Genomic DNA, 13,323 nt, shown 5'->3' on the forward strand with positions numbered 1-13,323 from the left:
AGTGAGATTAACTGCGAAGCAAATCACGTGGCTTAAAGTGGTGCTGCACCTCGCGGCATTCTTACCCTTTGTCTGGCTATTTTATGCCGCAAACCAAGGTTTTTTGAGTGCTGATCCGGCAAAGGATATCCAACATTTTACCGGCAGGATGGCGCTCAAGTTACTTCTTGCAACTCTCCTGATCACACCTTTAGCGAGATACGGTAAACAGCCATTGCTGATTCGTACCCGTCGTCTGCTGGGATTGTGGTGTTTTGCCTGGGCCACTCTTCATTTAACCAGCTACGCCATGCTGGAACTGGGAATCAGCAATCTGGCACTGCTTGGCCAGGAGTTGGTGACGCGCCCCTATTTGACTTTAGGAATAATCAGCTGGCTGGTGCTGCTATCATTGGCGGCAACATCGACCCAATCTTTACAACGAAAATTGGGGTCACGCTGGCAAAAGCTACATAACTTCGTCTATCTGGTCGCAATCCTCGCCCCCATACATTATTTATGGTCAGTAAAGGTTATTTCCCCGCAACCGTTACTGTATGCTCTGGGCGCATTCATCCTTTTGGCCTTGCGCTATAAGAAATTCCGGATGTGGCTGCGTTAACGGAAGAATTGTGTTCTTCTGCGCAAAAAAGTGATCAACCGTGCCCCTAAAAAGGATATGAGTTGATCATCTTCCCTGATAAGACCAGTATTTAGCTGCCAAATGCTACGAAATCGTTATAATGTGCGACTTTGGTTTTTCTGACAGGCCATTTTCTGGCTCTGAAGGTGACAACCGAGCAACTTAGGTATATTTTGTAAAATACCTACAAATTGCAGGAGATGGCAGCACGATGTCGGCTAATTTTCACATTTTGCTTTTGAACGGTCCGAATCTTAACATGCTGGGAACACGCGAGCCCGAGAAGTACGGCACGCTAACTTTGGCGCAAATTGTTAACTCGCTCGAAGAAGAAGCAAAAACGCTAAATGTCTCGTTCAGTCACCTGCAATCTAATGCTGAATATGAGTTGATCGACCGAATTCATCAGGCTAAAGACACTGTCGATTTTATTCTGATTAATCCGGCCGCGTTTACGCATACGAGCGTTGCGCTGCGTGATGCCTTGTTAGCGGTGGATATTCCGTTTATCGAGATCCATCTGAGCAATGTGCATGCGCGCGAACCGTTCCGCCATCATTCATATCTTTCTGATAAAGCGGTTGGTGTCATCTGCGGATTAGGCGCTGACGGCTATTCATATGCACTACAGACGGCGGTAAAACGCTTGTCAAAATCCATCTAAACAAGAGTACGGAACCCACTCATGGATATTCGTAAGATTAAAAAACTGATCGAGCTGGTTGAAGAATCAGGCATTTCTGAACTGGAAATTTCTGAGGGCGAAGAATCTGTACGTATCAGTCGTGCACCGGCAAACACCGGTTACCCGATGATGCAACAGGCTTATGCTGCGCCAATGTACCAGCCACAGCCGCAGGCTGGCCTGTCTAACGTTGTTGCACCTGCCGCTCCGGCAGAAGCACCGGCGGCTGCTGAAATCAGTGGTCACATCGTGCGTTCCCCAATGGTAGGTACTTTCTACCGCACCCCAAGCCCGGATGCTAAATCATTTGTTGAAGTTGGCCAGAAGGTTAACGTTGGCGACACTCTGTGTATCGTTGAAGCAATGAAAATGATGAACCAGATCGAAGCTGACAAAGCCGGTGTGGTGAAAGCCATCCTGGTTGAAAATGGTCAACCGGTTGAATTTGACGAGCCGCTGGTCGTCATCGAGTAACGAGGCGAACATGCTGGATAAAATTGTCATCGCTAACCGTGGTGAGATTGCATTGCGTATTCTTCGTGCCTGTAAAGAGCTGGGCATCAAGACTGTCGCTGTGCACTCAACTGCCGATCGCGATTTAAAACACGTATTGCTAGCGGATGAGACTGTTTGTATCGGTCCTGCTCCGTCTGTAAAAAGCTATCTGAATATCCCGGCAATCATCTCTGCGGCAGAAATTACTGGCGCCGTTGCGATTCACCCGGGTTATGGCTTCCTGTCTGAAAATGCCAACTTTGCTGAGCAGGTTGAGCGTTCAGGCTTTATCTTCATTGGCCCGCGAGCTGAAACTATTCGTCTGATGGGCGATAAAGTTTCTGCAATCAACGCAATGAAGAAAGCTGGCGTACCTTGCGTACCTGGTTCTGACGGCCCTCTTGACGGCGATATGGATAAAAACCGCGCCCATGCTAAACGCATCGGTTACCCGGTAATTATCAAAGCGTCCGGTGGCGGCGGCGGTCGTGGTATGCGTGTAGTACGTAACGATGCTGACCTGGAACAATCCATTAATATGACCCGTGCGGAAGCAAAAGCTGCTTTCAACAACGATATGGTCTATATGGAGAAGTACCTGGAAAACCCACGCCACATCGAGATTCAAGTTCTTGCTGATGGCCAGGGTAAAGCTATCTATCTGGCTGAACGTGACTGCTCTATGCAGCGTCGTCACCAGAAAGTTGTGGAAGAAGCGCCAGCACCAGGCATCACGCCTGAGCTGCGTAAATTCATCGGTGAGCGCTGTTCTAAAGCGTGTATCGATATCAACTATCGCGGTGCAGGTACATTCGAGTTCCTGTTCGAAAACGGTGAGTTCTACTTTATCGAGATGAACACCCGTATTCAGGTTGAACACCCGGTAACAGAAATGATTACCGGTGTTGATCTGATTAAAGAACAGCTTCGTATTGCTGCGGGACAGCCACTGTCTATCAAGCAAGAAGATGTTCAGGTTCGTGGCCATGCGGTTGAATGCCGTATTAACGCCGAAGACCCGAATACCTTCCTGCCAAGCCCAGGCAAAATTACTCGCTGCCATGTGCCGGGTGGTTTTGGTGTACGTTGGGAATCACATATCTATTCCGGCTACACTGTTCCTCCATACTACGATTCAATGATCGCAAAACTTATCTGTTACGGTGAAACCCGTGAAGTGGCGATTGCGCGTATGAAGAACGCCCTGGCTGAGCTGATCATCGATGGCATCAAAACCAACGTTGATTTGCAGACTCGCATCATGAACGATGAAAACTTCCAGCACGGTGGGACTAACATCCACTATCTGGAGAAGAAACTGGGTCTTCAGGACTAAGTTTTCTCATGTAGTTACATCGTTAAAAGGCCGGATTTCCGGCCTTTTTCTTTTTTGATCCTCAATTTGCCGCTATGCGTTACAATCGCCGCTTTCCGCCAACTCAAGGGACAATAATGGACGCGCGTTTTGTTCAGGCCCATAAAGAAGCCCGCTGGGCGCTTTGGCTAACCCTTCTCTACCTCGCAGCATGGTTAGTGGCTGCTTACTTACCAGGTAACGATATCGGCCCAACAGGTCTCCCACACTGGTTTGAAATGGCATGCCTGCTGGTACCTTTGCTATTCATTTTGCTGTGCTGGGCCATGGTGAAGTTCATCTTCCGCGATATCCCACTGGAGGATGATCATGCAGCTTGAAGTCATTTTGCCGCTAGTGGCGTATTTACTGGTGGTTTTTGGCATTTCTATGTACGCCATGAAACGCCGCACTACGGGTAATTTCCTCAACGAATATTTCCTCGGCAGTCGTTCGATGGGTGGCTTCGTATTAGCGATGACGCTCACCGCGACCTATATCAGCGCCAGTTCATTTATTGGTGGGCCTGGTGCTGCTTATAAATATGGGCTGGGCTGGGTTTTACTGGCAATGATCCAACTTCCTGCGGTGTGGTTATCACTGGGGATTCTGGGTAAAAAGTTTGCCATTCTGGCGCGTCGCTATAACGCTGTTACCCTGAACGACATGCTGTTTGCGCGCTACCAAAGCCGCCTGCTGGTGTGGCTGGCAAGTATTAGCCTGTTGGTGGCATTTATCGGTGCCATGACTGTGCAGTTCATTGGCGGGGCACGCTTACTGGAAACCGCGGCGGGTATTCCTTACGAAACTGGCTTGCTGATTTTTGGTATCAGCATCGCACTCTACACTGCATTCGGTGGCTTCCGTGCCAGCGTTCTCAACGATGCTATGCAGGGAATGGTGATGCTAGTTGGAACGATACTGCTGTTAGTGGGCATCGTTCACGCTGCGGGTGGCTTACACAACGCGGTCGATACGCTACAGCATATTGATCCTAAACTTGTTTCACCGCAGGGTGCCGATGACATTCTTTCTCCAACATTCATGACCTCGTTCTGGGTGCTGGTCTGTTTCGGCGTGATTGGTTTGCCTCACACAGCGGTGCGCTGCATCTCTTATAAAGACAGCAAAGCCGTGCACCGTGGAATTATCCTCGGCACGATTGTGGTGGCGATTTTAATGTTTGGTATGCATCTGGCAGGGGCGTTAGGCCGGGCGGTAATACCGGACTTAAAAGTGCCTGATTTGGTTATTCCAACGCTAATGGTCACCGTTCTACCTCCGTTCGCGGCGGGGATCTTCCTCGCGGCACCAATGGCGGCAATCATGTCGACAATTAATGCCCAACTGCTTCAATCGTCAGCTACGATCGTCAAAGATCTTTATCTGAATATGAGACCGGATCAGATCACTAACGAAAGGCGTCTGAAAAGAATGTCATCGGTGATCACTCTGATTTTAGGTGCGTTACTGCTACTTGCAGCCTGGCGCCCACCTGAAATGATCATCTGGCTGAATTTGCTGGCGTTTGGTGGGTTAGAAGCTGTGTTCCTGTGGCCGCTGGTGTTGGGCCTGTATTGGGAACGCGCCAATGCCACGGGTGCGCTGAGCGCAATGATTGTCGGTGGCGGGTTGTATGCAGTGCTGGCGAGCTTCAAAATCCAGTTCCTGGGCTTCCACCCAATTGTGCCATCCTTGTTATTAAGTTTGCTGGCGTTCCTGGTAGGCAACCGTTTTGGTCAGTCTCTACCTGTTCCGGCACTCGTTTCAACTACTGATAAATAAAGAGTTTCGCTATGCCATGGATTCAACTGAAAATTAATACCTCAGGTTCAAATGCTGAAGAGCTCGGCGATGCGCTGATCGAAAGCGGTGCGGTTTCCGTCACCTTTCAGGATACCCACGACACACCGGTATTCGAGCCATTGCCTGGCGAAACCCGTTTATGGGGCGATACCGATGTCATTGGCCTGTACGATGCAGAAACTGACATGGAAGAAGTGGTTGCAATTCTTGAGAACTGCCCACTACTGAGCATCGGTTTCCCACATAAAATCGAACAGCTTGAAGACAAAGACTGGGAGCGTGAGTGGATGGATAACTTCCACCCGATGCGCTTTGGTCAACGCCTGTGGATTTGCCCAAGCTGGCGCGATGTGCCAGACGCTAGCGCGGTGAACGTGATGCTGGACCCTGGTCTTGCGTTTGGTACCGGCACTCACCCAACGACCTCTTTGTGTCTTGAGTGGCTGGATGGTTTAGATTTGGCGGGCAAAACCGTTATCGATTTCGGCTGCGGCTCCGGTATTCTCGCCATTGCCGCATTGAAACTGGGTGCAGTGAAAGCAATTGGTATTGATATCGACCCTCAGGCGATTCAGGCCAGCCGCGATAACGCAGAGCGCAATGGTGTTTCTGATCGCCTGGAACTGTATCTGCCAAAAGACCAACCAGAAGTCATGAGCGCCGATGTAGTGGTTGCTAACATCCTGGCAGGCCCTTTACGTGAGTTAGCTCCGTTAATCAGCGTGCTGCCTGTTCAGGGCGGTTTCCTGGGGCTTTCTGGCGTTCTGGCAAGCCAGGCCGAAGGTGTTTGCGAAGCCTATCAGGATAAATTCACGCTCGATCCAGTTGCAGAAAAAGAAGAGTGGTGCCGAATTACCGGTATCAAACGCTAAATCCCCTCCCCTCAGTAACGTGGTATCAAGCCACGTTACTGACCTCCAGACTCTCCGAGCAACACTCCGTTTACAACAATTCATCCCAGTGATAACTCGCACCAAAATGAGATGCCGATCGCAGAAAAACACTAAGTTTGGTGATTTAAGCAGCACTTTATCTCGTGTCTTATACGTAAAAAATAATGAATTACCCCTGAATGTGGCGAAAATCTAAAAGCACACAAATCAACCAACGAAACATAACTAACTGAAAAATATAATTAATTTATTTTTTTCACTGTACGAGATAAGGATTCATTGATCTACGACAGCTGATTGTTCAAAGTTTGGCCTTTCATCTCAGGCTAAAAATGCGTAATATACGCCGCCTTGCAGGCAAGTATGGTCATTTCTTAACTCATGCGCATTGGACAACACCAGCTCAGAAATCGACTGATAGCAGCACCTATGGCTGGCATCACTGACAGACCATTCAGGACACTGTGTTACGAGATGGGAGCCGGACTGACTGTTTCCGAGATGATGTCCTCCAACCCTGAAGTTTGGGCGAGTGATAAATCACGTTTACGGATGGTGCACGTGAATGAACCAGGTATTCGCACCGTGCAAATTGCCGGTAGTGATCCTGATGAGATGGCAGAGGCCGCACGCATTAACGTGGCTAATGGCGCCCAGATTATTGATATCAATATGGGATGCCCTGCTAAGAAAGTGAATCGTAAACTCGCAGGTTCTGCGCTGCTGCAATACCCAAGTCTTGTGAAGTCTATCCTGACGACGGTAATTAACGCAGTTGACGTACCTGTAACGTTGAAAATTCGCACTGGCTGGGATACGGCGCACCGTAACTGTGAAGAGATTGCCCAACTGGCTGAAGACTGTGGCATTCAGGCTCTGACAATTCATGGACGCACACGCGCCTGTTTATTTCAGGGAGATGCTGAATACGACAGCATTCGGGCAGTTAAGCAGAAAGTTTCCATTCCGGTAATCGCGAATGGTGACATTACTGACCCGCTTAAAGCCAGAGCTGTGCTCGACTACACAGGGGCTGATGCTCTTATGATAGGACGTGCGGCTCAGGGAAGACCCTGGATCTTTCGGGAAATCCAGTATTATCTGGACACTGGAGAGTTGCTTCCTCCACTGCCTCTGGCAGAGGTGAAGCGCTTACTTTGTGGGCATATTGGTGAACTTCATGACTTTTATGGTCATGCTAAGGGATACCGAATTGCTCGCAAACACGTCTCCTGGTACTTACAGGAACACGCTCCAAATGACCAGTTTCGGCGCACATTCAACGCCATTGAGGATGCAAGCGAACAGCTTGAGGCGTTGGAGGCATACTTCGAAAATCTTGCGTAATTAGAAATAAAGAGCTGACAGAACTATGTTCGAACAACGCGTAAATTCTGACGTACTAACCGTTTCTACCGTTAACTCACAGGATCAGGTTACCCAAAAACCTCTTCGTGACTCCGTGAAACAAGCACTGAAGAACTATTTTGCTCAACTGAATGGTCAAGATGTTAACGATCTGTATGAGCTGGTATTGGCTGAAGTAGAGCAGCCATTGTTGGACATGGTGATGCAATACACCCGTGGCAACCAAACCCGCGCTGCCCTGATGATGGGCATCAACCGTGGTACGCTGCGTAAAAAATTGAAAAAATACGGCATGAACTGATATTAATCAGTTAAGTTGTTGTTTAAAAAGGCGCTACTCGGCATGGGGAAGCGCCTTTTTTAATGTTTGTAATACGCCTGGTGAAAGGCGAGTTCACGAACAAAAGCAACGAATGCGTTCAGAAAACCTACTCAGTTGGTAAATGTTCGGCTTGTACTAGCGCCCCAAGTTGCTCTTGCATATATGAAGAAAAGTATTCAGGATTTTTAATAAGAACACGGTCGCCAGACTCAATTTTAGCAGCCCACCCTGCCACTTTTTTCGTGAACTCAGTGTTCCATCCCTCCTGATTAGCTCTTGCCGTAACATCAGCTGCACTAACCGGTACCCCCAGCTCTTTCAGATACTTAAATATCCCCTTAGCTGTACTCTCATCCATAGAATGTGGCGTTGATGCGGATGTATTCATACCGCCAATGTAGTCCAATGCTTTTTCAATGACAGCTGGCATATTCTTATCCTTAATATTAACCATGTATTAAACGAGCCATAACACGCACTGACAACTACCAGTTAACCATATGATTTAAATGGTTACTACCCTTGGTAATGCAGCCTTTTTAATAGTTGTGACACGGACTGGTTATCTGAAAATGTTTAACTTCACTTTTTCTCCACACTTTCTTGCCTTTGCCCGCTTTTCTCCACTTTGTTTACACAGCACATGAATTGCAATTATTCCTCCCTGCTCTTCATGCCTACGACGGTGATAAAATCACCACATTCACACCGGTTCAGGTTATTAGATAATCGTAGCCTTAACGCACGAGTTATCCCTGTTCGGGGTTTGGTTTAATGAGGTTCCATATGAAAAAGCTAATTGCCGCTGCGTTGCTTTCTACACTTCTGGCAGGTTGTGCAACCAACTCACCTTGCGTGCCAGTCTATGATGATCAGGGCCGCCTGGTGCACACTAATACCTGTATGAAAGGGACAACTCAGGATAACTGGGAAACTGCAGGTGCAATTGCCGGTGGTGCCGCAGCGATTGCTGGCCTAACGCTGGGTATCGTCGCATTAACTAAATAAAGCACATCCCATATTTGCAAAGCGCGTCTCTACAGGGCGCGCTTTTTTATTAAAAAATCCGCACTCATTTTCCTTTGCATTATTTAAGTGCATCCATTACCAACATTTCATTTTTTTAGCTTTGCTCGCTTGTATCCTCAATCTTCTTTGGCGTGAAACAAATCACTCACGTCCTTCAAATTTTGTTTTATTGCAGCAGCAGATGTGACTCCCTCCACAAACCACTACTTATGCTATTCACGCTAATGTTAACGCCTGAAATTACTTCTTTTCATATGATCAAAAACTGAAACTTTTTTGCTCTGAAATGTGGCGTAGGTTTCAATTTTGCCCCGTTGTGGGGCGCTGCAAGTGATTTTTCCTGTCTACACTCAGCTTACTGCGACGGGAGGCACACGCATGCCGTCTCTCGCAACCTTGGCACTCCCTTTGCTTTAACCACATTGGCAGATGCCACAGACAGGAAAATGGCGTCATCCGGATGCCAACACTTATAACGATAATTTCCCCACACAGGATGCATTATGAAAAAGACACTGATCTCCACTCTGGTCGCTGCCGGTGCATTATTCGCGGTAATCAATCAGGCTCATGCTGGCACCACGTTTGACGCGGTAAAAAAGAAAGGCTTTGTGCAATGCGGGATAAGTGATGGCTTGCCTGGTTTTTCATACGCCGATGCAAACGGTAAGTTTACCGGCATTGATGTGGACGTTTGCCGTGGCGTTGCCGCTGCGGTATTTGGGGATGCCTCAAAAGTTAAATATACCCCTCTGACAGCAAAAGAGCGTTTCACCGCCCTCCAGTCCGGCGAAGTGGACATTCTGTCGCGTAATACCACCTGGACGTCATCACGCGATGCTGGAATGGGCATGATGTTTACCGGCGTCACTTATTACGATGGCATCGGTTTCCTGACACACAACAAAGCAGGCCTGAAAAGTGCTAAAGAGCTCGATGGTGCGACTGTTTGTATTCAGGCGGGTACTGATACTGAATTGAACGTGGCTGATTACTTTAAAGCAAACAACATGAAGTACACCCCAGTGACGTTCGATCGTTCCGATGAATCAGCTAAAGCACTGGAATCAGGTCGCTGCGATACTCTGGCTTCCGACCAGTCACAACTCTATGCACTTCGCATCAAACTAAGTACACCGGGTGAATGGATTGTTCTGCCTGAAGTCATTTCAAAAGAACCTTTAGGCCCAGTAGTGCGCCGTGGTGATGAAGACTGGTTCTCTATCGTGCGTTGGACGTTGTTCGCCATGCTGAATGCTGAAGAGATGGGGATTGACTCTAAAAACGTTGACCAGATGGCTGCCAATCCAACAACACCGGATATGGCGCACCTGTTAGGTAAAGAAGGCGATTTCGGTAAAGACCTGAAGCTTGATAATAAATGGGCCTATAACATCGTTAAACAAGTCGGTAACTACGCCGAAATCTTCGAACATAACGTTGGTTCTGATAGCCCACTGAAGATTAAGCGTGGGCAAAACAACCTATGGAATAAAGGTGGTATTCAATACGCACCGCCGGTTCGCTAAGCGATACGTCAGAAATGGGCATTACTGCGGTAGTGCCCAAAGTTTGAGTTTATGTTACTGAGGTTCGTTTATGTCCCATCGCCGCCCAATCGTAAAAGGTGATATTTCCTTTTCTAACCCCGCGGTTCGTGCCTGGCTGTTTCAGATTATTGCGGTCGCCATTGTGGTTGGCATTGCCGTTTACCTGATACATAACACCGTCACTAACCTTAGCAATCGTGGCATTACCTCAGGTTTTGCATTCCTTGACCGTAGCGCGGGCTTCGGTATTGTTCAGCACCTTATTGATTATGAGCAGGGTGATACTTATGGCCGCGTGTTCGTCGTCGGCCTGCTGAACACCTTACTCGTTTCCGCATTGTGCATTGTATTTGCATCATTTATCGGCTTCTTTCTAGGGCTTGCCCGACTTTCTGACAACTGGTTGCTACGTAAGCTTTCCACTTTCTACATTGAGACATTCCGTAATATCCCTCCTTTATTACAGATCTTCTTTTGGTATTTTGCCGTACTTCGCAACCTGCCCGGGCCTAGACAGGCAGTTAACGCATTCGACCTTCTCTTTTTAAGCAACCGCGGGCTCTATATTCCCTCCCCGCAGCTTGGCGAAGGTGTACTGGCATTTATCGGAGCTCTTTTGCTAGCACTGATAATCTCGGCAGGCTTGTATCGTTATAACAAGATGCATCAGATCAAAACGGGGCAATTGCGTCGCACCTGGCCGTATGCTCTAGGTTTGCTGTTCTTGTTACCGCTATTGGCACATTGGCTATTTGGTGCAGCATTGCACTGGGATGTTCCCGCTTTGCGTGGTTTTAACTTCCGTGGGGGGATGGTTCTCATTCCTGAACTTGCGGCATTAACTTTAGCATTGTCGGTCTATACATCTGCTTTTATTGCCGAAATTATCCGTGCCGGTATTCAGTCTGTACCTTACGGCCAACACGAAGCAGCGCGTTCACTGGGGATACCGAACCCTGTTACATTGCGCCAGGTGATCATTCCTCAGGCAATGCGCGTCATCATCCCACCACTCACGAGCCAGTATCTCAATATCGTCAAAAATTCATCACTGGCAGCCGCTATTGGTTATCCGGATATGGTTTCACTGTTCGCAGGAACGGTACTCAACCAGACTGGTCAAGCTATTGAAACTATTGCCATAACAATGTCGGTCTACCTGATTATCAGCCTGACTATTTCATTGCTGATGAATATCTATAACCGGCGAATTGCCCTGGTTGAGCGCTAAGGAATCATGATGACAAAAGCATTAGTGTCACATCACGCGCGCCCAAAAGCTGTTCGCTCAGGTGCCGTGCAATGGGCTCGTAAGAATCTCTTCTCCAGTTGGTCTAATAGTTTACTGACTATTTTCTGTTTTTGGATGATGTGGGAACTGATTCCACCGTTGTTAAATTGGGCGATTTTCAAGGCTAACTGGGTGGGTGAAAGTCGTGCGGACTGCACAAAAGAAGGGGCTTGCTGGGTGTTTATCCATGCACGCTTCGGACAATTTATGTATGGGCTCTACCCGCATGATCAACGGTGGAGAATTAACCTTGCTCTGTTCATTGGTCTGGCTTCCATCATTCCAATGTTCTGGAATGCAATGCCGCGTCGTGGGCGTTATATCGCCTCCTGGGCAATCATCTACCCTCTGGTTGTTTGGGGTCTGCTATATGGTGGATTTTTAGGGCTGGATCGCGTCGAAACACGCCAGTGGGGTGGGTTAACATTAACGCTAATCATCGCATCAGTAGGGATCGCCGGAGCGTTGCCATTAGGGATCTTACTGGCCCTGGGCCGACGTTCGACAATGCCCGTAGTCAGAATTTTGTCTGTGATCTTTATCGAATTCTGGCGTGGCGTGCCGTTAATCACCGTGTTGTTTATGTCATCCGTCATGCTGCCGCTGTTTCTTTCTGAAGGAACAAGCATCGATAAACTTATCCGCGCATTGGTCGGCGTAATCCTTTTCCAGTCTGCATATGTCGCGGAAGTGGTTCGTGGCGGTTTGCAGGCGCTACCAAAAGGACAGTACGAAGCCGCAGAATCTCTGGCGTTGGGATACTGGAAAACCCAGGGATTAGTAATCTTGCCGCAAGCACTAAAGATGGTCATTCCAGGCCTGGTTAACACCATCATTGCTCTCTTTAAAGACACCAGTCTGGTGATCATTATTGGTTTGTTTGATCTGTTTAGCAGCGTACAGCAAGCCACAGTTGATCCTGCATGGCTCGGAATGTCGACCGAAGGCTACGTCTTTGCAGCCCTCATCTACTGGATTTTCTGTTTCAGCATGTCGCGCTACAGCCAGCATCTTGAAAAACGTTTTAACACCGGAAGAACACCGCACTGAGGATGAATAAATGAGTCAGATTACTATGCAACCCGCTGATGCGATGATCATGCTGGAGAACGTTAATAAATGGTACGGGCAATTTCACGTACTCAAGGATATCAATCTGAAGGTTAAGCAAGGAGAACGTATTGTCCTATGCGGCCCTTCTGGTTCAGGAAAATCCACAACTATTCGCTGTATTAACCATCTGGAAGAACATCAGCAAGGGCGTATTGTTGTTGATGGTACTGAGCTTAACGATGATTTACGTAATATAGAGAAGGTCAGGACTGAGGTCGGGATGGTGTTTCAGCACTTCAACCTATTCCCACATCTTACCGTTTTGCAAAACTGCACGCTCGCGCCAATTTGGGTACGTAAAATGCCTAAGAAAGAAGCGGAAGCGCTAGCTATGCATTACCTGGAAAGGGTTCGTATTGCCGAACACGCACATAAGTTCCCGGGGCAAATATCGGGTGGTCAGCAGCAACGAGTGGCAATTGCGCGCTCTCTATGCATGAAACCTAAGATTATGTTGTTTGATGAGCCAACCTCTGCACTTGATCCAGAGATGGTTAAAGAGGTGCTGGATACCATGATTGGCCTGGCAGAATCGGGCATGACGATGTTGTGTGTAACGCATGAAATGGGCTTTGCGCGGACGGTTGCTGATAGAGTGATCTTTATGGATAGAGGCGAAATTGTGGAGCAAGCGTCACCAAATGAGTTCTTTGCTAATCCAAAGTCAGAACGTACTCGCGCATTTCTTTCTCAGGTTATTCATTGATATTTAATGACAAATGTCACGAAAGTGACTTTTGTTTTCGCTGAAAATACAAAACAAAAAGGCCATCCTTGCGGATGGCCTTTTTGTTT

The 13,323-nt window shown here is 47.9% G+C and carries 15 protein-coding genes; 14 read left to right on the forward strand and 1 reads right to left on the reverse strand.

Going from position 1 to position 13,323, the window contains the following annotated elements; genetic code table 11:
- The first annotated feature begins 1 nt into the window (after position 1).
- The 9 genes from msrQ to fis all read left to right on the forward strand — a co-directional run bounded on the left by msrQ (position 2) and on the right by fis (position 7,524).
- Positions 2-601: a protein-methionine-sulfoxide reductase heme-binding subunit MsrQ gene (gene msrQ / locus M979_RS15415; RefSeq protein ID WP_064555475.1), complete on the forward strand. Its 600-nt coding sequence runs from the start codon at positions 2-4 to the stop codon at positions 599-601.
- A 232-nt stretch (positions 602-833) separates the two neighbouring features.
- Positions 834-1,286: a type II 3-dehydroquinate dehydratase gene (aroQ, locus tag M979_RS15420; RefSeq protein ID WP_034459855.1), complete on the forward strand. Its 453-nt coding sequence runs from the start codon at positions 834-836 to the stop codon at positions 1,284-1,286.
- A gap of 21 nt (positions 1,287-1,307) precedes the next feature.
- The gene (gene accB, locus M979_RS15425) at positions 1,308-1,781 is read left to right on the forward strand and encodes an acetyl-CoA carboxylase biotin carboxyl carrier protein (protein ID WP_034459857.1); all 474 of its coding nucleotides are present in this window, start codon (positions 1,308-1,310) and stop codon (positions 1,779-1,781) included.
- A gap of 10 nt (positions 1,782-1,791) precedes the next feature.
- On the forward strand, positions 1,792-3,138 hold the full coding sequence (gene accC / locus M979_RS15430) for an acetyl-CoA carboxylase biotin carboxylase subunit (RefSeq protein ID WP_034459860.1): 1,347 nt from the start codon (positions 1,792-1,794) through the stop codon (positions 3,136-3,138).
- Positions 3,139-3,254: 116 nt separating this feature from the next.
- On the forward strand, positions 3,255-3,497 hold the full coding sequence (locus M979_RS15435) for a YhdT family protein (protein ID WP_034459862.1): 243 nt from the start codon (positions 3,255-3,257) through the stop codon (positions 3,495-3,497).
- Positions 3,487-4,941, forward strand: a complete 1,455-nt coding sequence (gene panF, locus M979_RS15440; protein WP_034459865.1) for a sodium/pantothenate symporter — start codon at positions 3,487-3,489, stop codon at positions 4,939-4,941. Before M979_RS15435 ends, panF begins: the two co-directional genes overlap by 11 nt.
- 11 nt (positions 4,942-4,952) lie before the next feature.
- A complete protein-coding gene (gene prmA, locus M979_RS15445; protein ID WP_034459867.1) occupies positions 4,953-5,834 on the forward strand; it encodes a 50S ribosomal protein L11 methyltransferase in 882 nt (293 codons plus the stop codon).
- A gap of 402 nt (positions 5,835-6,236) precedes the next feature.
- Positions 6,237-7,202, forward strand: coding sequence for a tRNA dihydrouridine synthase DusB (gene dusB / locus M979_RS15450; RefSeq protein WP_034459869.1), 966 nt, complete (start codon positions 6,237-6,239; stop codon positions 7,200-7,202).
- A gap of 25 nt (positions 7,203-7,227) precedes the next feature.
- Positions 7,228-7,524 (forward strand): DNA-binding transcriptional regulator Fis, encoded by a 297-nt coding sequence (gene fis, locus M979_RS15455; RefSeq protein ID WP_000462905.1) that lies wholly within the window; start codon positions 7,228-7,230, stop codon positions 7,522-7,524.
- A 127-nt stretch (positions 7,525-7,651) separates the two neighbouring features.
- Here fis and M979_RS15460 read toward each other — a convergent pair whose 3' ends face one another.
- On the reverse strand, positions 7,652-7,999 hold the full coding sequence (locus M979_RS15460) for a DUF1889 family protein (RefSeq protein ID WP_074388670.1): 348 nt from the start codon (positions 7,997-7,999) through the stop codon (positions 7,652-7,654).
- Between the two features lie 332 nt (positions 8,000-8,331).
- Here M979_RS15460 and M979_RS15465 point away from each other — a divergent pair, with 332 nt between their 5' ends.
- The 5 genes from M979_RS15465 to M979_RS15485 all read left to right on the forward strand — a co-directional run bounded on the left by M979_RS15465 (position 8,332) and on the right by M979_RS15485 (position 13,234).
- Positions 8,332-8,553 carry a hypothetical protein gene (locus tag M979_RS15465; protein WP_034459881.1) on the forward strand — a complete coding sequence of 74 codons (222 nt, stop codon included), beginning with the start codon at positions 8,332-8,334 and terminating at the stop codon, positions 8,551-8,553.
- Positions 8,554-9,077: 524 nt separating this feature from the next.
- Positions 9,078-10,103, forward strand: coding sequence for an amino acid ABC transporter substrate-binding protein (locus M979_RS15470; protein ID WP_034459884.1), 1,026 nt, complete (start codon positions 9,078-9,080; stop codon positions 10,101-10,103).
- A gap of 70 nt (positions 10,104-10,173) precedes the next feature.
- A complete protein-coding gene (locus tag M979_RS15475; protein ID WP_064555479.1) occupies positions 10,174-11,355 on the forward strand; it encodes an amino acid ABC transporter permease in 1,182 nt (393 codons plus the stop codon).
- Positions 11,356-11,364: 9 nt separating this feature from the next.
- Positions 11,365-12,465 (forward strand): amino acid ABC transporter permease, encoded by a 1,101-nt coding sequence (locus M979_RS15480; RefSeq protein ID WP_064555481.1) that lies wholly within the window; start codon positions 11,365-11,367, stop codon positions 12,463-12,465.
- A gap of 10 nt (positions 12,466-12,475) precedes the next feature.
- Positions 12,476-13,234, forward strand: coding sequence for an amino acid ABC transporter ATP-binding protein (locus M979_RS15485; protein WP_034459891.1), 759 nt, complete (start codon positions 12,476-12,478; stop codon positions 13,232-13,234).
- The last annotated feature ends 89 nt before the right edge of the window (positions 13,235-13,323 follow it).

This window comes from Buttiauxella noackiae ATCC 51607 (assembly GCF_001654865.1).
Lineage (GTDB): Bacteria > Pseudomonadota > Gammaproteobacteria > Enterobacterales > Enterobacteriaceae > Buttiauxella > Buttiauxella noackiae.